This window comes from Allokutzneria oryzae, from assembly GCF_042429765.1.
Classification (GTDB): domain Bacteria; phylum Actinomycetota; class Actinomycetes; order Mycobacteriales; family Pseudonocardiaceae; genus Allokutzneria; species Allokutzneria oryzae.
The window spans coordinates 405,014-423,939 of the sequence record NZ_JBHLZU010000026.1 but is presented as its reverse complement, the minus strand read 5'-3'; the positions used below and the strand labels follow the sequence as shown (position 1 = coordinate 423,939).

Here is an 18,926-nt window from a genome sequence, read left to right as displayed (position 1 = left end):
TCACGGAGCAGCGCAGATGGACACCACGGCGCTGTCGTGACCGAAGAGCACCATCCCGCCTTCCGCTCCCGCCGGGAGCGTGCACGACGCGCCGCGGACCGGCCGACGCGACCCCTCGGCGTCGATCACGAGGGTTCCGTCGGCGTCCACCGCGACCAACTCCCCGTCCACCGGCAGCAACACCGGCGCGTCGAGCCCGGCCGAGACCGCCGTCCGCCCCGCGCGCAGGCCGTCGAGCACAGCGAGCGCCAGCTCCCCCGGCCCCGAGGCCGCTGCGTCCACCGCGACCCACGTCGTCGGGGTGCCCGGAATCGCGTCCGAGCCGGAACGGTGCCAGTCGCTGCCCCCGATCGGCGTGACCTCGCGGCCCCACGCCTGCCACCACGCCAGTGGTCCGCCCCACCGGGGATCGAGCCAGCTGGAGTGCCACACCTCGGCCAGCGGTGCGCGCCGGGGCAGCGGGTGCCGCCACGAACAGTCCGCGCCGAGGGGGTGGTTGACCGACAGCAGGCCGCCGCGCTCCTCCACAGTGGACAGCCACTCGACGGCGGGCCGCCGGAAGTCGATCCACCCGATGTCACCGAAGGCGTTGGCGTGCCCGGACTCTGTGGTCACCTCCTGGCCGGGGACGAGCGCGATGCCGTACCGCTGCCCCACCTCGGCGAGCTCCGCGTGGTGGCTGACGGTGTTGTGGTCGGTGACCGCCAACGCCGACAGCCCACGGGAGACGGCGAGCGCGGCCAGCTCCGGGACCGTCAACGCCCCGTCCGAGTGCAGCGTGTGCGAGTGGAAGTCGGCGGGCACCCACCGCAGCCCGGGCGCGGCGGGGAGGTCGCGGACCGGAGGCCGTTGCGGCACCTTCGGCGAGTCCATCGGCGACGGCCGGGCGACGGGGGCGAACGACACGGTGACCCGGTAGTCGACGCCGTCGACCGGAACCCGGTGCAGCCCGAGCACCACGTGCCACGGGCCGGGCTCCAGCTCTCCAGGCAGGTACCCCGGAGTCGCCCAGTCCCGCGTGATGGTGAACGAGCGCCGGGCGCCGCCAGACCAGCCACGCCAGCCCGCGGCACCCTCGCACCCCAGGTCGATGACCGCACCGGAGGAGTCGTCGAACTCCAGCTCCACGGTGACCGCGGGCGCCCCCACCGGCACCTCGAAGGCCAGCCCCGGCCACATCCGCGCGGCGCGGTCCTCGCGAACCCATCGACCACTGTGGACGGTCATGTCGCCGCGACCTCGGCCGACCCGAGCAGCAGGCCCTCCTCGTCGAAGACCAGCAGGCGGCCCGGTTCCGGCGCCGCGGTGACCGTCTCGCCGACCGAGGGCTCGTGCTGTTCCGGGACGGTCAGACCGACCAGGACCTCACCGGGGCACTCGATCGACACCAGCGACGAGACGCCGAGGTTCTCCACAGTGGACACCACACCGGTGATGCCCTCGCCAGCGCCGGGGTTGAGGTACTCCGGCCGGATCCCGGCGGTGACCGGCGTCCCGTCGGCCAGCAGCACGCCGGGCGGCAGCGTCACCCGCGCGCCCGCGACCTCCACGAACCCGTCGCGCACCACGGCGTCCAGGAGGTTCATCGGGGTCGAGCCGATGAAGTTGGCGACGAAGGTGTTGGCCGGGCGCTGGAAGACCTCGCGCGGACTGCCGAGCTGACGGATCCTCCCGGACTCCATCACCGCGATCCGGTCGGCCAGCGCGAGCGCCTCGGCCTGGTCGTGGGTGACGAAGACGGTCGTGAGCCCGAGCTCGCGCTGCAACCGCTTGAGGAACGTCCGCGCCTCCAGCCGCAGTCGTGCGTCCAAGTTGGACAGTGGCTCGTCCAGCAGGAGCACCCCGGCGTCCATGGCGATCGCCCTGGCGAGCGCGACCCGCTGCTGCTGGCCTCCGGAGAGCTGGCCGGGGCGCCGGTCGAGCAGCCCGGACAGGCTCAGCCCGCCGGAGGTCTCCTCGGCCACCTCGCGCTGCCGCGCCTTGGACTCACCGCGCACCCGCAGCGGGTAACCGATGTTCTCCGCGACGGTCATGTGCGGGAACAGCGCGTAGTCCTGGAAGACCATCGCGACCTTGCGCTTGCCGGGATCGACCCCGGTGACGTCCTCTCCGCCGATCACCACCTCACCGGAGCTGGCCTGCTCCAGCCCGGCGATGGTGCGCAGCAACGTGGTCTTGCCGCAACCGGACGGACCCAGCAACGCGAAGAACTCCCCGTCGACGATCTCCAGGTCGAGCCCGTCCACCGCGCGCACCCCGTTGGGGTACACAGTGGACAGACCACGGATGTCGATTCCGGCCATCAGCTCTTGATCCCTCCGTGGAAGCGGAACCCGTAGCGCTTGCTCACCAGCACGTACAACACGACCACCGGGATCGAGTACAGCAGCGAGAACACCGGGATGACGGTGAGGTTGACGCTGCCGCCCTCGTCCTGGAGCGTGCGCAGCAGCACCGCGCCCGGCTGCTTGCCGACCTCGCGGATCAGCAGGAACGGCAACAGGAAGTTGCCCCAGGCGTTGACGAAGGCCCACACCAGGATCGTGGCGATGCCGGGGCGGGCGACGGGCAGCACGACGTGGGTGAGCACCTGGAACGGCGACGCCCCGAAGACCCGCGCGGACTCCTCGTAGGAGCGCGGGACCGAGTCCACGAAGTCCTTCAGGATGAAGATCGCAGCGGGCAACATGCCGCCCGCGATCACCAGCGCGGTGCCGAACTGCGAGTTGATCAGCCCGAGCTGGAACATCATCACGAAGATCGGCACCATCGCCGCGGTGCCGGTGACCACGCTGGACAACAGCAGCAGCACGTAGAGCATCAGGTCGCGGCCGGGAATGCGGACGCGGGAGAGCGCGTAGGCCGCGAGCGCGGCGAACGTCGCGGTGATCACCGTTGCCACCACGCAGATGACCAAGGAGTTCCACAGCGAGGTCAACGCGTACGGGTGCTCCAACGTCGTCTTGACGTTGTCCAGCGTCCAGTCCGGCCAGCGGAGCCCGAGCCCCGGTTTGCTGTCGAACGGCGCGCTGGCCAACCACAGCATCGGGATCGCGAAGAACGCCATCAGCACGGCGATCACCACGTAGAAACCGATGCGCCGCACCATCATCAGCGGACTCATGACTTCCTCCGCAGCAACCACAGGTAGACCGCGGCGACCACGAGGTTCGCCAGCAGCAGCAACAACGAGATCGCCGACGCGTAACCGAGCTGACCGCCTTCGAGCGCCTGCCGGTAGATGAACACCGGCAGCGTCTCCGAGGCGTGGTTGGGACCACCTGCGGTGAGCAGGAACGGCGAGAAGTCGTTGGCCGTCCACAAGCTGATCAGCAGCGTGTTGGTCAGCACGTGACCGCGGATGTGCGGGAAGACGATGTCGCGCACGGTCTGCCAGCCGCTCGCACCGACCACCCGCGCCGTCTCCAGCTGCGACGGCGGCACCGCGGCCAGCGCCGAGCTGTAGAGCAGCATCGAGAAGGCCGTGCCGCGCCAGGTGTTGAACACGACCAGCGACAGCATCGGGTACTCGACGAGCCACGCGGTGCCCTCCGAGCCCAGCAGCGCGTTGAGCGTGCCGCCATCGCGGTCGAGCACCGCGAACCAGAGGTAGGCCACCACCGTGCTCGGCAGGATCCACGCCAGCAGCACCAGGGACTCCACGACGCGCCGCAGGCCGGGCTTGGCCTTGCGCAGCGTCCACGCGAGCGTGAACCCCAGGATGTTCTGACCGATCACCGCCGAGCCGAGCACGAACAACGCCGTGAGCCACAACGAGTTCTGGAACAGCGCGTCGTTGAGCGCGGTGACGAAGTTGTCGATCCCGACCAGCTGCGGCGCGACCGAGTTCGGCCCGGTGAGCTGGTAGTTGGTCAGTCCGATGTAGATGGTCCAGAGCGCCGGGAAGATCAGGAACACCGCGATCAGCAGCAACGCGGGCGCGACGAACCCCACGGCGCGGGCAAGACCGAGACCGGCGACGTCGGTGGCGAACCGCTTGGCGCGGCGCGCCACCGACGGGCGTTCGGTCACGGTCGTGGTGCCCGGGTCAGCCGGAGACAACCTTGGCCTCTCCCACGACCTTGGTCAGCGCCGCCTGGTAGGCCGTCAGCGCCTCCTGGGCGGTCTTGCCGCTCACCACGTCCGCCGTCGCCTGCTGCAACGCGGCGGAGACCCTGGTGTAGTCGGCGACGCCGGGCCGGTACTCGGTGATCGGCAGCACCTTCTGCGCGACGAACGACAGCATCGGGTCCCCGGCGAGCACCTCGTTGTTGACGTCGGTGCGCTGGGTGACCTGTGCGGCACCGCCGAGCCGCGCCTTGACCGCCTCGGCGGAGTTCATCAGCTGCAACAGCTCCCACGCCTGCGCCGGGTACTTGCTGTTGGCGTTGATCAGGTTGATCGAGCCGCCGGACATGCTCACGAAGTCCTGGCCGCGCACGCCGGAGCCGGGCCGCTGCGCCGGGACCAGCGCCCAGCCCACCGAGCTGTTCCGGTCGGCCATCTTCGCCGCGCCCTTGGTCGGCTCCAGCACCGAGCGCCACAGGTAGTCGCTCTCCAGCAGGATGCCGATCTTGTTGTCGGCGAACTGGGCGAAGGACTTGTCCCGCCCCTTGGCCTCCTGCTGCAGCAACGGATCGCCCAGCCCGGAGCCGTAGATCCGTTGGTACAGGCCGAGAACGTCCTTGACGTTGCTGGTCGCGCCCTGCCACTTGCCGTCGGTCAGCAGGGGCTTGCCCGTGCCGACCAGCATCGGCAGCACGCCTTGCATGGTCGCCGCCTCGCCCATCGCGGTGCCCGCGTTGAGCTGGATCGGCGTCACGCCCGGCAGCCGCTTGAGCGCCTCACCGGCGGAGAGCAGCTCGTCCCAGCTGCGCGGCTGCCAGTCGGCGGGCAGACCGGCCCGCGCGAAGAGCTTCTTGTTGTAGAACAGCACCCGGCCGTCGGTGCCGTCCGGAACGCCGTAGCGCTTGCCCTCGAAGGAGCCGACGCTCTGCACCGCCTGCGGGATCTGCTTCCAGCCCTCCCACGCCTCGACCTTGTCCTTGCCGACGATCTCCTCAAGCGGCTTGATCTGGCTGCCGCCTGCGAACTCGCCGACCCAGATGCCGTCGATGCCCATGATGTCGGCGCCGCCACCGGTCTTCAGGTCCAGCGCGATCTTGGTCTTGTAGTCCTCGTCGCCGGCGCCGTTGCCGTCGAACCGGACGGTGGCGGTGACGCCCTTCTGTTTCTGCTGCTCCACGAACCGGGGGATCACCCAGTCGGTCACCCAGGCCGCCTTCGCGGCGTTCTTGCCACCGGCGACGGCGTTGCCGGTGATCGTCAGCGAGATCTCTGTGGCGTCGGCGTTACGGGCGGTGTCGGCGTTCTGTGGCTGTCCGAGGCACCCGCTCAGGACCATGGTCGTGGCCACGAGCGCACCGAGGGCGGCTCTCCGTCGCATTCTCAGACCTTCCTCGTCACTGAGTGGTCATCTGCAGTTGGCATCCCCTGAGGTCGGCAATCCTGGGCCAGTCCGACAACGATGACAAGAGCTGTTCCCAGACCGTTTCCTTCGCCGATGTGGGCGCGGACACGCCTCCCCCACCACTGCCACTTGATTGCTCAAGTGGCCCTGAGCAGCGGATATGTCGGGCATTGGACCGCCACTTCGGTCCAAGCGGCAGACCGAAAGCGTTAGCGCGCTCTACCAACTGCCGAGATCTCGATCTTCGGCCTGGGCCGGGAGATGCCCCTGCCCTCGGCGCGATGATCTCGGCGACGGGGTAGCGTGCCGTGCGTGGCTGTGCCCGATCCCGTCGATGCCCGTCTGCTCGCTCTGGTCGCGGAGGCGGGCCGTGCGGCAGTGCACGAAATCGCCGCGAGAGCCGGAATGGACGCCCGCGAGGTGGCCTCCCGGCTGATCGCCCTCTCCGCGACCGGCCTCCCGCTGCTCGTGGGCGTCGAGTGCGACCCGAACGGACTCAGAGCGGCGCTCGCTCCGCCCCCGCCGCCGCAGTGGGGCTACCCGCCCCCGCCCCAGCAGCCGGTGCACGGCACACCGAGCGGTGCCTACCCGGTGCACGGAACGCCCAGCGGCCCCTACCCGCCCGGGCACAGCGGCCCGTACCCGGTCCACGGTGGCCACACCGGGGCTCACCCGCCGCAGGCGTTCATGCCCGGCCCGCCGAGCACCCCGTTCCCCGCGCAGCAGCACCCGCAGAGCACGCCGTTCCCAGCGCAGCCCGTCCCGCAGCAGCCCCTGCCCCCGTCGGATCCGGTGCTGAGCACCTGGGGTCCGCCGCAGAGCTCGTCCTGGGCTCGCGGCGACCAGCAGCCCGCCACCCCGACCGGCCCCCGCACCGGCAAGATCGGCACCACCCTGGAGACCATCGGCCTCGAAGGCGAGCAGCTGGCGATCCAGCTGGTCGAGGTGGTCGACCCGGCGGACTTCCTGTTCACGGCGGCGGGCTACCGCCTCCAGGAGGGCGAACGAGCGGTCGTCGTGCACACGGAGCTGACCAACCGCGGCCAGATCCCCTTCGCCTCCCTGCCCGACCTGTACCTGATGCTGGTCGCCAAGGACGGCAGGCAGATCGCCAAGGCGCCGGTCTCGCTGTCCTCCCGCCCGCCGCACCGCATCGGTGTGCAGCCGGGAGAGACCGCGGGCGGCCACACGGTCTACGTGCTCCCCGAGTCCACCGACGTCGTCGCGGTCAGGTGGAGCGCCCGCTCCGACGACGACAAGCGCAGCCTCTCCTGGACCACCCTCGACTGACCCACCCGCTACCCGGCCATTCGCGGGCTTATGGACCGTTTCGCACGTGCTGAGACGTCCATAAGCCCGCGAATGGCGGGTATGGGTCAGGACTCGGCGCGGAGGGTTTCGAGGGCGTCGGCGAGGTCGGCGGGGTACTCGGAGACGAACTGGACCCACTGGCCGTCCGCCGGGTGGTGGAAGCCGAGGGTGCGGGCGTGCAGCCACTGGCGGGTGAGCTTGAGCCGCTTGGCCAGCACCGGGTCCGCGCCGTAGGTCAGGTCGCCGACGCACGGGTGCTTCAGCGCCGAGAAGTGGACGCGGATCTGGTGCGTGCGACCGGTCTCCAGCTTCACGTCGACCAGGGACGCCGCGCGGAACGCCTCCATCACCTCGTAGTGGGTGATCGAGTCCTTGCCGCCGTTCATCACCGCGAACTTGTAGTCGTGCTTGGGGTGGCGGTCGATCGGCGCGTCGATGGTGCCGCGGGACGGGTCGGGGTGGCCCTGGACCAAGGCGTGGTAGCCCTTGTCCACGGTGCGCTCCTTGAACGCCCGCTTCAGCACCGAGTAGGCGTGCTCGCTCTTCGCGACGACCATCACGCCCGTGGTCCCGGCGTCCAGGCGGTGCACGACCCCCTGGCGCTCCGCCGCGCCGGAGGTCGCGATGCGCACGCCCGCCGCCGCGAGGCCGCCGACCACCGTGGGGCCGGTCCAGCCGGGGCTCGGGTGGACCGCGACGCCGACCGGCTTGTCGACCACCACGATGTCGTCGTCCTCGTGCAGCACCTCAAGGCCCTCGACCGCGATGGCCTGGACCTCCACCGGGCGCTCCGGCTCCGGCAGGGTGATCTCCAGCCAGGAGCCCGCGGTGAGCCGGTCGGACTTGCCGACGGGACGGCCGTCCACCAGGACGTCGCCGTTCTCGGTGAGCCCGGCGACGACCGTGCGGGACAGGCCGAGCAGCTTCGACAGGCCCGCGTCGACGCGCATGCCCTCCAGGCCGTCCGGCACCGGCAGGGTGCGTGCGCTCACGAGCCCACCTCGCAAGCTCGGTGGATCGTGAGCGAAGCCGCTGTGGTGAATGGTTCGCTCGCAAGCTCGCTCACGACGAGGTTCCCTTCTTCGAGGACTTCTTCTCGATCAGCGTGCCGTCGTACTCCCGGCCGAGCAGCGCCATCAGCACGATCAGCGCGCCGCCGACGCAGATCGCGGAGTCGGCGACGTTGAACACCGGCCAGACCGAGCCGTCCGGGGCGAACAGCGACAGGAAGTCCACGACGTGGCCGTGCAGGAAGCCCGGCGGGCGGAACAGCCGGTCGCCGAGGTTGCCAAGCGCCCCGGCCAGCACGAGGCCGAGCCCGGCCGCCCAGCCGCCCGAGCGCAGGCGGGGCGCGAAGAACAGGATGGCAGCCGCGACCGCGGCCATGATCAGCGACAGCAGCCAGGTGTAGTCGGCGCCGATGGACCACGCCGCGCCCGGGTTGCGGACGAGCACCAGGTAGAGCGCGCCTCCGAAGAGCCGGATCGGCTCCTGGCCCTCCAGGGTGGCGACCGCCCAGAGCTTGGTGACGATGTCCAGCCCGAGCACGACCACGGCCAACCCGGCGAACAGTCCGAGTCTGCGTGGCGGCGGCTCGGGGGTCGGTGTGGTGCCCTCGGTGCTCACCGGGTCATTGTCGCTCACCCGGCCATTGTCCCTGACCAGCGTCGCGGATCAGACGTCGGCCAGGAACGGCGGCAGCGGGCGCGGGTCGTTCCGCGGAGTCCAGCGGCCGTCGACGAGCTCGTAGTTCCACTTCGGGCCGTCCGTGACGATCCGCCGCAGCGCGCCGACCACCCGCGAGACGTGCTCGGCGTTGTTGCCGAGGCCGAGGCTGATGCGCAGCGCGCGTCCGCCATCGGCGCCGCTGTCGGAGATCAGCCGCTTGGTGGCGATGTGCGCGCAGAACGCGCCGTCCCGCACGCCGATGCCGTACTCGGCGGACAGGATCGCCGCCAGCAGCCCGGCATCGTGCCCGTCGACGGTGAAGCTGACGACGCCGACCCGGTCGGGGGCCTCGTCGCCGAACAGCGTCAGCTCACGGAACCCCGGCACCGTGGCCAGACCGGCCTTGAGCTGGGTGAACAGCTTGTCCTCGTGCGCTTTGACGTCCTCCCAGCGCTGCCGCGCCAGCACTCCGCAGGCCACGGCGAGCGCGTGCACGCCGACCACGTTCGGCGAGCCCGCCTCGTGCCGCTCGGGCACCTTCGACCAGCTCACGCCCAGGTGGTCGCCCCAGTCGACGACGTTGCGGGTGGCACCGCCGCCGAGCAGGTACGGCTCTGCCTGCTGCAACCAGTCCGAGCGACCGACCAGCGCACCCGCGCCGAACGGCGCGTAGAGCTTGTGCCCGGACAGCACGACGTAGTCCACCTCGCTCGCGCTGGCGTCGACCGGTCGGTGCGGGGCGAGCTGCGCGGCGTCGAGCACCGTCCGTGCGCCGTGCGAGTGCGCGCACCGGACGAGGTCGTTGACCGGCCACACCTCGCCGGTGACGTTGGAGGCGCCGGTGATCACCACGAGGCGGGGACCGACCGGGGCTGCCTTGAGGGCTTCGTCGAGCACGCGCACGGCCTCGGCGGGCGTCGCGGGGGTGCGCAGCCGGTTGACCCGCGGACCGCGCCACGGCAGCAGCGCGGCGTGGTGGTCGGTGTCGAAGACGAAGACGCTGGTGCCCTTGGGAACGCTGCGCGCCAACAGGTTCAGCGAGTCCGTGGTGTTGCGGGTGAACACGACCGCGTCGGTCTGGCGGGCCCCGACGAAGCGGCGCACCGCGTGCCGGGCCTGCTCGTAGATGCGGGTGCAGACCTGGGAGGCGAAGCCGGCGCCCCGGTGCACGCTGGCGTACCAGGGCAGCAGCTCGTCGACGGCGTCGCGGACCTGCTCCAGGCACGGGGCGCTGGCGGCGTGGTCGAGGTTGGCGTAGGGCACCAGCTCACCGGTGACCAGCGGAACCGTCAGCCGCGAGCCCACGACGGCGGGAACCGAGGAGCGGATGGGGGCGAACGCGAGCGACACTGCGACCTCCGTGAGTCCGTCGGGACTCACCGGGGAGTCCGCGCTTGTCCGCCGTACCTCACGGCGAACCAGGTCCTCACCTAGGGCACCCCACCGCGGTTGGAGGGTTGCCGACCAGCAAGCTAGGGCTTGACGCTGGCACTCATGACCTTGCACCCGAAGCTAGCCGACGCCGGGCGAACGCGCCAGCCCCCGTCCAGATCCTGGAATGCGATCCACGGCACAACCTCCAGAAGGCGTTGCGCGCCAAGGGAAGCAGCGCGCAATGCCGAGTTGTACACCTAGCCCTGGAACCAACTGGGCAGCCGCCGAAGACCTCGCCGTGGGACAGCCCGCAGCACATGCGCCCCGGAACTGCTCCCACAAGGCAAAGCGTTCCCGGCCAGAACTCGCACAGTCTTGGCACACAAGGTAACGGGCAGGGTTGCGCTCGACCCGAGCTCCCGAACGGCGGAGGTCAGTCCCCCAGCTCGCCCTTCCACCGCGCATAGCGGCCGGCCCGGTCGACCGCTCGGATCCTGCGCTCCGCGACCTCGCGCACGTCCTCGGTGGTCACGATCAAAAGCTGGTCGCCCACCTGCACGCGCGTGGTCATCTGCGGGGTGAAGCCGGATCTCCCGCGCACCACGAGGCTCACCGTGGCACCCACCGGCAGGCGCAGCTCGCTGATGTAGACGCCGTGCAGCTTCGAGCCGTCCGGGACGCGCACCTGCAACAGCTCCGCGCCGAGCTCGTCGAGCGGGGCCGCGTCGACCTGGATCTCCTGCGGCTCGCCGCGACGCACCAACCCGAGCACGCGGGCCACCAGCGGCAGTGTCGTGCCCTGGATCAGCGTCAGCACCACCACGAGCACGAACACCACGTCGATCAGCTGCTGCGCGCCGGGAACCTCCTCGGTGACCGGGATCAGCGCGAGCACGATCGGCACCGCACCGCGAAGCCCGGACCAGGAGAGGAACACCTGTTCCCGCCACGGCACCCGGAAGGGCAGCGCCGAGGCGAACACCGACAGCGGCCGGGCGAGGAGCACCAGCACCGCACCGGTGATCAACGCCGGGACGATGACGCTGGGCAGCCGCCCCGGCGAGGCGTAGAGGCCCAGCAACACGAACAGGCCGATCTGCGAGAGCCAGCCCAGTCCTTCCACGAACGAGAGCGTGTCGGCGCGGTGCGGCAGCCTCGCGTTGCCCAGCACCAGCCCGGCGACGTAGGTGGCGAGCAGGCCTGAGGCGTGCAGCTCCTGTCCCGCCGAGTAGGCGAGCACGCAGACCGCGACTGTCGCAAGTGGATAGAGACCGGTCGCGGGGAGCGCCGCGCGACGCAGGGCCTGGCTGCCGAACCAGCCGAGCGCGATGCCGACGACCGCGCCGACCGCGAGCTCGTAGACCACCAGCCCCGGTGTCCACCAGCTGACCGGGTCGCTTCCGGCGAGGAGGACGACGGCGATGTAGACCGGCGCGTCGTTGAGCCCCGACTCCAGCTCAAGAGTCCCGGAGATCCTGCGGTGCACCCCCAAGCCGCGCAGGACGCTGAACACCGCGGCGGCGTCGGTGGAGGAGACCACCGCGCCCCACAGCAACGCGGTCCGCCAGTCGAGGCCGAGCAGCAGGTGCAGCCCAGCCCCGGTGACGCCGATGCTGACCGCGACGGCCACAGTGGACATCGCGATGCCGAGCCCGAGCGCGGGGCGGACGTTGGTCCACCGCGTCGTGAGCCCGCCTTCCGCGAGGATCACCACCAGCGCGGCGAGACCGAGGTACTGGGTCAGCCGGGCATCGCTGAAGAGGATGCCGAAGCCCGCCTCGCCGAGTAACAGCCCGATCCCGAGGTAGAGCAACAGTGACGGTAGTCCCAGCCGCACCGAGGCCCGCACCGCGAGCACCGCGATCAGCACCACCAACGAGCCGATCCCGAGTCCCAGCGACAGCTCCGTCACTCCGCCTCCAGCGCTCGCGCCGTGTTACCTGGGGTCCATTGTCGCCGCTGTGCGCAAGAACTCGGATATGACGAGTCGTTGATCTCGTGTTTCGAAAGCGGTGTAACCCTCAACCGAGCAGCTCGGCGAGCCGCCGCGCGGCGTCCTCCGGGCACGGGTCGAGCTCGATCACCTTGTCACGACCGCGATCCCCGCTCACCACGGCGACATCCTGGCGCCGCACGCCGAACGCCCTCGCCAGCGCCCGGCGCACGGCCTCATTGGCCTTCCCCTCAACAGCGGGAGCGGCAACGGCGACCACGAGCGCGGGCCGGTCCCCCGCGTCCCACCTGCCGCCGACGGAGTCCTTGCGGGCACCGGGTTTGACGCGCACCGCGAACCTGAACCCGCTCACTCACCGAGTCCCTCGCTCAGCAACGCGACCATCTCGTCGAGATAGACCCGTTGCGCCGCACGGGATCCCGGCAGCATGTCGCCCGCCATCCGCCGAAGCTGCGCGTGCCCGAGGTAGGCGGAGTACGCCATCAGCGCCCGCCGTCGCGCTTTCGGCCGCGCGAAGCCAAGTTCTCCGACCACCGCGGCGATGTAGTCGACCCGCCGCTCGGTGACGCGGTGCAGAACCGGTGCCACGAGCGGATCATCGGCCGCGGCGAGCAGCGCGAGCTCCACGGACGCGTCGGCGCCGTCCTCGGAGATCACCGTGGCGATCAGCAACCGCAGCCGCCGCAGCGGGTCCGGCTCGTCCTGCACCGCGGTGATCACCGCCTCGGTGTGCTCGGTCTCCCAGCGTTCCAGCATCGCCACCACGAGCGCGTCCCGGTTCGGGAAGTGGTGGTAGGCGCTGCCCTTGGTGGCGCCCAGCCGTGCGGCGAGCGGCTCGATCGCCACCGCCTTGAGCCCGCCATCAGCGAGGGCCAGCAGCGCCTCGGCCGTCCAGTCCCGCCGGGTCAGGCGCTTGCGCACCCCGTGCCCCGCATCACGCTTGACCGTCACGTTCCATACGCTACCGTACGGTCAGCTTCCATACGGTCCCGTATGGAAGGGCGTGGAGGTGGGGAACCATGATTCACAACGTGCACGAGCGCGAGCTCCCGGTCGACGCCGCGACCCCGGGCGCGCTGCTGGACGAGCTGCTCGACCCCGACCGCACGATCTGGCCGGTCAACCGATGGCCCATGATCGCCATGGACCGGCCGCTCGGCGTCGGTGCCCGAGGCGGCCACGGGCCGATCAGGTACGACTGCACCGCCTACGAGCCGGGCAGGCTGGTGGAGTTCACGTTCTCGCCGAAGATGGCGTTGAAGGGCACGCACACCCTGGAGGTGCTGCCCGGGCCTCGACCGGGCACGGCGATCGTCCGGCACACCGTGGCCGGAAGGACGGTGGGCACGATGCGGCTGCTGTGGCCGCTGGTGATCCGCTGGATGCACGACGCGCTGCTGGAGGACCTGCTCGACCGCGTGGCGGTCGCCGTCGGCCACCCACCGGCCCGCCCGGCGCGGTGGTCGCCGTGGGTCCGGCTGTGCCATCGGCTCTTCGAGCGCAAGTACGGCGCGAGGGTCTGACAGGCCCCGGAAACGAGTCAGTGGGGTGGGTCGCCTCTCCTGGGCGACCCACCCCACCGCGCGTCTTTCTTCGTCCTACCTGGCCCGCGAGGTCCGGTGCACGGTGGCCAGCACCGCGTCCGGGGTGCACAGCGCGCACGGGGTGAACCCCAGCTCGCGTGCCTCACGCACCGGCAGCGGCATGGTCGCGTGTCCTCGGGCCCACTCGCAGCTGGGCAAGTGGTACCTGGGCCGCTCGTCGACCACCACGACCTCGTCGGTCAGGCCCGCCACGACCAGCAGGTCGGCCGCGTCGGTGTCCTCCTCGGCGGGCTCGGGATCGTCCGATGCCAACCGAGGTCGTCCGCTGTCGCTCTCCGGCGCCGCCTCGGCAACGGCGTCATCGGGGCCGGAGTTCGCCCCTGCGCTCGCTGCCGTCGTGTCGACGGCCTTCGCCTCCCTGGCCCGTTCGTCCGCCTCAGCGGGCACGTCACGGCGCCTACGGCGTGCGGCCCAGTCCAGGACCAGCACCACCGCGGCGGCCACGCTCAGCGCCACCGAGCCCCACGCCCATCCGATCGCACCGGAGGCGAGAGCGAGGACCAACAGGCCGAAAGCGGCCAGAACCAACAGCAGGACTACGTACAGCACTTCTCAAGCACGCCCCATCACGCAGGCGCACCACGTCGGAGACCGGATCAGCCGGCCTCTGCGGCGCGCGCACCGAAGGTGTAGCCACCGCTCTGGGTGCCCCTGCCCTCGGACGGAGCGGCGGACGCACGGCCCTCCAGCTCGCCAAGCTGGGACTTCAGGAAGGTCGTCAGCCGCGTGCGGTACTCCCGCTCGAACGTGCGCAGCTTGTCGATCTCCTTCTCCAGGCTGTTCTTCTCCTGGGTGATGCTGCCCATGACCTCGGCGTGCTTGCGCTGCGCGTCGCGCTCCAGCGCGGTCGACTTCTCCAGCGCCTTGCGCTCCAGCGTCTCCGAGCGGGTGCGCGCGTCGTTGAGCATCGTCTCGGCGCGGGTGCGCGCCTCGTTGACCATGCTGTCCGCCTTGGCACGGGCCTCGGAGAGCAGCTGCTCGGACTTGGTGCGGGCCTCCGACAGCATGCCGTCGGACTCGGCCTTGGCCTCGGCGGTGAGCCGGTCGGCCATCTCCTGCGCCAGGCCGAGGACCTTGGCGGCCTGGACGTGGTGGTCGCCGCTGCCGGGCGAGGTCTGCTCCATCACGCTGGGCGGCGGGACCGGCGCCAGGCGGCGGGGCTCGTCCATCGAGCGGGCGGCGGGGACCGAACCGGCCGAACGCGAACGCGCGTCGTCCAGCTCGGAACGGGTCGAGCCGAGCTGGGCGTCCAGCTCCTCGACCTGGGCACGCAGGTCGTTGTTCTCCTCGATCAGCCGGGCGAGCTCGCTCTCGACCATGTCGAGGAACGCATCGACCTCGTCCTCGTTGTAGCCGCGTTTGCCGATGGGCGGCTTGCTGAACGCGACGTTATGAACGTCGGCGGGGGTCAACGGCATCCTCAGATCACCTCACGCACTCCTGGCTGCTGGTCAGCCTCGGGTTCCCCGTTACCCGGGGCTTACCAGTCGCATCAGTATGAACACGACCAGCAGCAGCACCATAATCGACAAGTCCAGACCGACGCCCCCGATTCGGACCATCGGAATCACTCGACGGGCCAGCTGCACGGGTGGGTCGGTCACTGTGTAGATGGTCTCCAGCGTCACCGCAACCCCGCCGGCCGGACGCCACTCACGCGCGAACGCGCGAACGAGCTCGACCACGACCCGCGCCGTGAGCAACAGCCAGAAGAAGAACAGCAGGTAGTACAGGACGACAAAGACCGGATTCACGCTTCTACTCTGCCACTTCTCAGCCCCGGTTGAGGAAGCCGCCTTCGGCGATCCGACGGCGGTCCTCCGCGGTGACGTCGACGTTCGGCGGTGAGAGCAAGAACACCTTGTTGGTGACCTTGTCGAACGCGCCGCGCAAGGCAAACGCCAGCCCTGCCGAGAAGTCCACCAGCCGACGCGCGTCGGCGTTGTCCATCTCGGTCAGGTTCAGGATCACCGGGATCCCGTCCCGGTAGTGCTCGCCGATGGTTCTGGCCTCGCTGTAGCTGCGCGGATGCAGCGTGGTGATCCGGCTCAGCGGGTGCGCGGGGTGCTCGATCGGCGGGCGGACCCTGCTGACCGGCTCGTGCTCGGGCTCCACCGCGAGCGCGCCGCGGGTCGGCGGGGTGCCGGCCCACCGGTTACTCCGCGTGCGGTCGGGCTCGACCTCGTAGTCGTCCACGTCCTCGACCAGTTCCGGCTGGTAGCGGCCGAACCTGCGACGCCGGGGAGACCGCTCGGGGTACGGCTCGTAGTCGTCGGCCTCGGCGGCGTAGTCGTCGGAGTAGTCGCGTCGGTAGTCCCGGTCGTAGGCGTCCACCTCGTCGGCGGGGACCATCCCGAAGTAGGCCTTCAGCTTCTGCAGCCCGCTCATCGCCAGCCCTTCCCCGTCGTCAGACGCGACTCCCTCACCGCCGAGAGCAGCGGTGCCGCCCCGTCGACTTGCTAGAGCGAGGCTAACCGCCGACCTCCGAGCAGGGAGGTTCCGACACGCACCAAGGTCGAGCCGTGAGCTATCGCCGCCTCAAGATCTTGACTCATGCCGGCGGAGATCTCCACGGCATTCGGGTGATCAAGGAGCAGTTTTCCGGCAGTTTCGGCAAGCGCGGCGAAGGCCCGGGCGGGCTCCCAATCCCGTGGTGCGACAGTCATCACACCCCGCAAACTGAGTTGCTCCGAACGGGCTACCCGATCGGCCAAGTCGGCCAGTTCCGGTAACGGAGAGCCACCACGCGCCGGGTCGCCGTCGATGCTCGCCTGCAGCAGCACCTCCAGCGGCCCGTCGCGCTCCCCGGCGTCCCTGGCGGCCGCGACGGCCTTCGCGAGCGCGTCGGCGAGCCTGGGGCTGTCCACGGTCTGCACCACCGACGCCCACCGCAGCACCGACCGCGCCTTGTTCCGCTGGACGTTGCCGATCATGTGCAGCCGCGGCGGTGGCCCCTGGACCAGTCCGCGCAGCTCCTCGGACTTGGCGCGGGCCTCCTGGTCCCGGTTCTCGCCGAACTCGGTCATGCCGAGCTCGGCGAGCAGGGCCACGTCGGTGGCGGGGAAGGTCTTGGTGATCGGCAGCAGCCGGACCTCGTCGGGACGGCGCCCCGCCGCGGCACAGGCGGCGGCGATCCGTTCCTGGAGCTCGGCGAGGGCCGCTGCGAGCTCCGCCCGGCGTTCGTCGGTCATGCCCGGGTCACCTCCGTGGCTCTTGTCACAAGATCGGTCGCGGCCGTCGGCGAGCCGTTGGGCCGAACAGAGCACATTCCGCCTACTCCATCCAGACCACGGCGGCCAAGCGGCCCGTCGGCGCCTGCCTGCGGTGGCTGAACAACGTCTCGTCCTCGACGGTGCACCGGGGGTCGAGCCCGATGCGGCCGACCCCGGCGTCGGCGAGCTGCTGCCAGAGCCCGGCGCGCAGGTCCAGTCCCGGGGTGCCCGAGCGGGTGCGGCACGCGCTGCCCGGCAGGTGCTTCTCGACGTCGGCCTGCATCGCGGCGGGCACCTCGTAGCACTGGCCGCACACCGAGGGTCCGAGCAGCGCCTCGATCCGGCCGGGCTCCGCTCCCTGCTCGCGCATGGCCTCGACGGTCGCGGGGACGACGCCGACCCGCGCGCCCACCCGCCCGGCGTGCACGGCGGCGACGACCCCGGCCTCGGCATCGCCGAGCAGCACCGGAACGCAGTCGGCGACCAGCGCGACCAGCGCCAGCCCCGGCTCGGTTGTGACGAGCGCGTCGGTGGCCTCGACCGGCTCGGCGGTGGGTCCCTTGACCACGCCGACCGTCCGGCCGTGCACCTGCTCCATCCACACCAGCCGGTCGGGGGTGAGCCCGATCCCCTCGGCCAGCCGCACGCGGTTGGCGCGCACGGCCGCGGGGTCGTCCCCCACGTGATCACCGAGGTTGAACGAGTCGTACGGGGCGACCGATCCGCCGCCCTGCCTAGTGGTGATCACCCGACGAACGCGCACCCTGCCCCCTCCACTCTCGCTGCCCACTTTCTACCCCCTCGCCCCATCCCGGCCATTCGCGGGCTTATGGACGCCTGAGCGCGCTCGAAAAGGTCCATAAGCCCGCGAATGGCGAAAACGGCCGGGCGGGCAGCCGGTTCCGCCGTGAGGCGGAGGAGGCTGCCGAGCCCGGCCGTTTCGGGGGTGCGGGGGTCAGCGGCGCATGAAGGGGGGGACGTCGACCTCGTCGTCCTCGGGGTCGTCGCTGACCGGGACCGAGCGCGGGGGCAGTCCGTGACCGCCGAGGCCGTGGCCGGGCAGGCCGACCGGCGGGGTCGGGTTGCTGCGCGGCGGCATCGGCTGCTGCTCGACCTGCGGCGTGGCCGGGACAGCGGGCTGCGGGGTGTAGGCGCTGGTCAGCGGCTGGGGCTGCGGCTCGGGCTGCGGGACCTGGACCTGCGGCTGCGGAGCTGGCTGGACCACGGCCTGCTGGACCGCGGGCTGCGGTTCTGGCTGCTGCTGCACCGGCTCCGGCTGGTGCTGGCCGACCTGGCCCGCCTGGGCCGAGGCCACCGCGGTGCGGCTGGTGACCGGAGCCGGCTCCAGCTTCTTGTGCGTGGGGGTGCCGCCGTCGAAGCCCGCCGCGATCACCGTGACCCGCACCTCGTCACCGAGGGAGTCGTCGATGACCGTACCGAAGATGATGTTGGCCTCGGGGTGCGCGGCCTCCTGGACCAGCGAGGCGGCCTCGTTGATCTCGAACAGGCCGAGGTCGGAGCCACCGGAGATGGACAGCAGCACGCCGTGCGCGCCCTCCATCGAGGCCTCCAGCAGCGGCGAGTTGATCGCCTTCTCCGCCGCCTGCACCGCGCGGCCCTCGCCACGGGAGGAGCCGATGCCCATCAGCGCGCTGCCCGCTCCGGACATGACGCTCTTGACGTCGGCGAAGTCCAGGTTGATCAGACCGGGGGTGGTGATCAGGTTCGTGATGCCCTGGACACCGGAGAGCAGCACCTCGTCGGCCGAGCGGAAGGCGTCCATCAGGCTCACGCCGACGTCGCCGAGCTGCAGCAGCCGGTCGTTGGGGATCACGATCAGCGTGTCGCACTCGTTGCGCAGCTGCTGGATGCCCTCTTCGGCCTGCTTGGCGCGGCGCTTGCCCTCGAAGGAGAACGGACGGGTGACCACACCGATGGTCAGCGCGCCGAGCTTGCGGGCGATCGAGGCGACGACGGGCGCGCCACCGGTGCCGGTGCCACCGCCCTCGCCCGCGGTCACGAAGACCATGTCGGCCCCCTTGAGGACCTCCTCGATCTCCTCCTTGTGGTCGTGCGCGGCCTTGCCGCCGACCTCGGGGTTGGCGCCCGCGCCGAGCCCTCTGGTCAGCTCTCTGCCGATGTCGAGCTTGACGTCGGCGTCGGACATCAGCAGGGCCTGGGCGTCGGTGTTCACCGCGATGAACTCGACGCCCTTCAGGCCAACCTCGATCATGCGGTTGACGGCGTTGACCCCACCGCCGCCGATGCCGACGACCTTGATCACCGCGAGGTAGTTGTGCGGGGGCGTCATCGGATCCGCCTTCCTGATCGTG

20 protein-coding genes and 1 riboswitch are annotated in these 18,926 nt (G+C 70.8%); of the genes, 2 read left to right on the top strand and 18 right to left on the bottom strand.

Annotation, left to right across the window (positions count from 1 at the left end):
• The 5 genes from ACFFQA_RS30550 to ACFFQA_RS30530 are packed head-to-tail and all read right to left on the bottom strand — an operon-like array spanning window position 1 to window position 5,446.
• Window positions 1-1,227, bottom strand: coding sequence for a CehA/McbA family metallohydrolase (locus ACFFQA_RS30550; RefSeq protein WP_377859845.1), 1,227 nt, complete (start codon window positions 1,225-1,227; stop codon window positions 1-3).
• Entirely contained in the window at window positions 1,224-2,303 is a 1,080-nt protein-coding gene (locus ACFFQA_RS30545) for an ABC transporter ATP-binding protein (protein WP_377859843.1), read from the bottom strand. Before ACFFQA_RS30545 ends, ACFFQA_RS30550 begins: the two co-directional genes overlap by 4 nt.
• Window positions 2,303-3,124, bottom strand: coding sequence for a carbohydrate ABC transporter permease (locus ACFFQA_RS30540; protein ID WP_377859842.1), 822 nt, complete (start codon window positions 3,122-3,124; stop codon window positions 2,303-2,305). Before ACFFQA_RS30540 ends, ACFFQA_RS30545 begins: the two co-directional genes overlap by 1 nt.
• The gene (locus tag ACFFQA_RS30535) at window positions 3,121-4,062 is read right to left on the bottom strand and encodes a carbohydrate ABC transporter permease (RefSeq protein WP_377859840.1); all 942 of its coding nucleotides are present in this window, start codon (window positions 4,060-4,062) and stop codon (window positions 3,121-3,123) included. Before ACFFQA_RS30535 ends, ACFFQA_RS30540 begins: the two co-directional genes overlap by 4 nt.
• The gene (locus ACFFQA_RS30530) at window positions 4,049-5,446 is read right to left on the bottom strand and encodes an extracellular solute-binding protein (protein ID WP_377859838.1); all 1,398 of its coding nucleotides are present in this window, start codon (window positions 5,444-5,446) and stop codon (window positions 4,049-4,051) included. Before ACFFQA_RS30530 ends, ACFFQA_RS30535 begins: the two co-directional genes overlap by 14 nt.
• A gap of 336 nt (window positions 5,447-5,782) precedes the next feature.
• Here ACFFQA_RS30530 and ACFFQA_RS30525 point away from each other — a divergent pair, with 336 nt between their 5' ends.
• Window positions 5,783-6,760 carry an Lrp/AsnC family transcriptional regulator gene (locus ACFFQA_RS30525; RefSeq protein ID WP_377859836.1) on the top strand — a complete coding sequence of 326 codons (978 nt, stop codon included), beginning with the start codon at window positions 5,783-5,785 and terminating at the stop codon, window positions 6,758-6,760.
• A gap of 86 nt (window positions 6,761-6,846) precedes the next feature.
• Here the strand turns inward: ACFFQA_RS30525 and ACFFQA_RS30520 are convergent, their stop codons facing one another.
• The 6 genes from ACFFQA_RS30520 to ACFFQA_RS30495 all read right to left on the bottom strand — a co-directional run bounded on the left by ACFFQA_RS30520 (window position 6,847) and on the right by ACFFQA_RS30495 (window position 12,728).
• Window positions 6,847-7,773 (bottom strand): RluA family pseudouridine synthase, encoded by a 927-nt coding sequence (locus ACFFQA_RS30520; protein WP_377859834.1) that lies wholly within the window; start codon window positions 7,771-7,773, stop codon window positions 6,847-6,849.
• Between the two features lie 70 nt (window positions 7,774-7,843).
• Window positions 7,844-8,425 (bottom strand): signal peptidase II, encoded by a 582-nt coding sequence (lspA, locus tag ACFFQA_RS30515; RefSeq protein ID WP_377859832.1) that lies wholly within the window; start codon window positions 8,423-8,425, stop codon window positions 7,844-7,846.
• A 30-nt stretch (window positions 8,426-8,455) separates the two neighbouring features.
• Entirely contained in the window at window positions 8,456-9,799 is a 1,344-nt protein-coding gene (locus ACFFQA_RS30510) for an aminotransferase class V-fold PLP-dependent enzyme (RefSeq protein WP_377859830.1), read from the bottom strand.
• Between the two features lie 35 nt (window positions 9,800-9,834).
• Window positions 9,835-9,949, bottom strand: a riboswitch (SAM riboswitch).
• Window positions 9,950-10,256: 307 nt separating this feature from the next.
• Complete coding sequence (locus ACFFQA_RS30505; RefSeq protein ID WP_377859828.1) at window positions 10,257-11,735, bottom strand: potassium/proton antiporter; 1,479 nt, start codon at window positions 11,733-11,735, stop codon at window positions 10,257-10,259.
• A 109-nt stretch (window positions 11,736-11,844) separates the two neighbouring features.
• Window positions 11,845-12,129, bottom strand: coding sequence for a DUF167 domain-containing protein (locus ACFFQA_RS30500; protein WP_377859826.1), 285 nt, complete (start codon window positions 12,127-12,129; stop codon window positions 11,845-11,847).
• Window positions 12,126-12,728 (bottom strand): TetR/AcrR family transcriptional regulator, encoded by a 603-nt coding sequence (locus ACFFQA_RS30495; protein WP_377859825.1) that lies wholly within the window; start codon window positions 12,726-12,728, stop codon window positions 12,126-12,128. Before ACFFQA_RS30495 ends, ACFFQA_RS30500 begins: the two co-directional genes overlap by 4 nt.
• A gap of 68 nt (window positions 12,729-12,796) precedes the next feature.
• Between ACFFQA_RS30495 and ACFFQA_RS30490 the strand changes: the two genes are divergently transcribed.
• Window positions 12,797-13,300: an SRPBCC family protein gene (locus ACFFQA_RS30490; protein WP_377859823.1), complete on the top strand. Its 504-nt coding sequence runs from the start codon at window positions 12,797-12,799 to the stop codon at window positions 13,298-13,300.
• 75 nt (window positions 13,301-13,375) lie between these two features.
• On the opposite strand, the gene ACFFQA_RS30485 is transcribed toward ACFFQA_RS30490, so the two are convergent.
• From ACFFQA_RS30485 to ftsZ, 7 genes are all read right to left on the bottom strand, one after another.
• A complete protein-coding gene (locus ACFFQA_RS30485) occupies window positions 13,376-13,930 on the bottom strand; it encodes a hypothetical protein (protein ID WP_377859821.1) in 555 nt (184 codons plus the stop codon).
• Between the two features lie 47 nt (window positions 13,931-13,977).
• Window positions 13,978-14,799: a DivIVA-like cell division protein Wag31 gene (gene wag31 / locus ACFFQA_RS30480; protein ID WP_377859819.1), complete on the bottom strand. Its 822-nt coding sequence runs from the start codon at window positions 14,797-14,799 to the stop codon at window positions 13,978-13,980.
• A gap of 51 nt (window positions 14,800-14,850) precedes the next feature.
• Window positions 14,851-15,135 (bottom strand): YggT family protein, encoded by a 285-nt coding sequence (locus ACFFQA_RS30475; protein WP_377859817.1) that lies wholly within the window; start codon window positions 15,133-15,135, stop codon window positions 14,851-14,853.
• Between the two features lie 19 nt (window positions 15,136-15,154).
• A complete protein-coding gene (locus tag ACFFQA_RS30470; RefSeq protein ID WP_377859815.1) occupies window positions 15,155-15,769 on the bottom strand; it encodes a cell division protein SepF in 615 nt (204 codons plus the stop codon).
• Between the two features lie 71 nt (window positions 15,770-15,840).
• Window positions 15,841-16,572, bottom strand: a complete 732-nt coding sequence (locus ACFFQA_RS30465) for a YggS family pyridoxal phosphate-dependent enzyme (RefSeq protein WP_377859813.1) — start codon at window positions 16,570-16,572, stop codon at window positions 15,841-15,843.
• 82 nt (window positions 16,573-16,654) lie between these two features.
• On the bottom strand, window positions 16,655-17,356 hold the full coding sequence (gene pgeF, locus ACFFQA_RS30460; protein WP_377859811.1) for a peptidoglycan editing factor PgeF: 702 nt from the start codon (window positions 17,354-17,356) through the stop codon (window positions 16,655-16,657).
• A 192-nt stretch (window positions 17,357-17,548) separates the two neighbouring features.
• A complete protein-coding gene (gene ftsZ / locus ACFFQA_RS30455; RefSeq protein ID WP_377859810.1) occupies window positions 17,549-18,904 on the bottom strand; it encodes a cell division protein FtsZ in 1,356 nt (451 codons plus the stop codon).
• Between the last annotated feature and the right edge of the window lie 22 nt (window positions 18,905-18,926).

Coding starts and splice junctions, on each gene's coding strand:
- ACFFQA_RS30550 (WP_377859845.1), bottom strand. CDS start 1,227: ATGACCGTCCACAGTGGTCGATGGGTTCGCGAGGACCGCGCCGCGCGG.
- ACFFQA_RS30545 (WP_377859843.1), bottom strand. CDS start 2,303: ATGGCCGGAATCGACATCCGTGGTCTGTCCACTGTGTACCCCAACGGG.
- ACFFQA_RS30540 (WP_377859842.1), bottom strand. CDS start 3,124: ATGAGTCCGCTGATGATGGTGCGGCGCATCGGTTTCTACGTGGTGATC.
- ACFFQA_RS30530 (WP_377859838.1), bottom strand. CDS start 5,446: ATGCGACGGAGAGCCGCCCTCGGTGCGCTCGTGGCCACGACCATGGTC.
- ACFFQA_RS30490 (WP_377859823.1), top strand. CDS start 12,797: ATGATTCACAACGTGCACGAGCGCGAGCTCCCGGTCGACGCCGCGACC.
- wag31 (WP_377859819.1), bottom strand. CDS start 14,799: ATGCCGTTGACCCCCGCCGACGTTCATAACGTCGCGTTCAGCAAGCCG.
- ACFFQA_RS30470 (WP_377859815.1), bottom strand. CDS start 15,769: ATGAGCGGGCTGCAGAAGCTGAAGGCCTACTTCGGGATGGTCCCCGCC.
- ACFFQA_RS30465 (WP_377859813.1), bottom strand. CDS start 16,572: ATGACCGACGAACGCCGGGCGGAGCTCGCAGCGGCCCTCGCCGAGCTC.
- ftsZ (WP_377859810.1), bottom strand. CDS start 18,904: ATGACGCCCCCGCACAACTACCTCGCGGTGATCAAGGTCGTCGGCATC.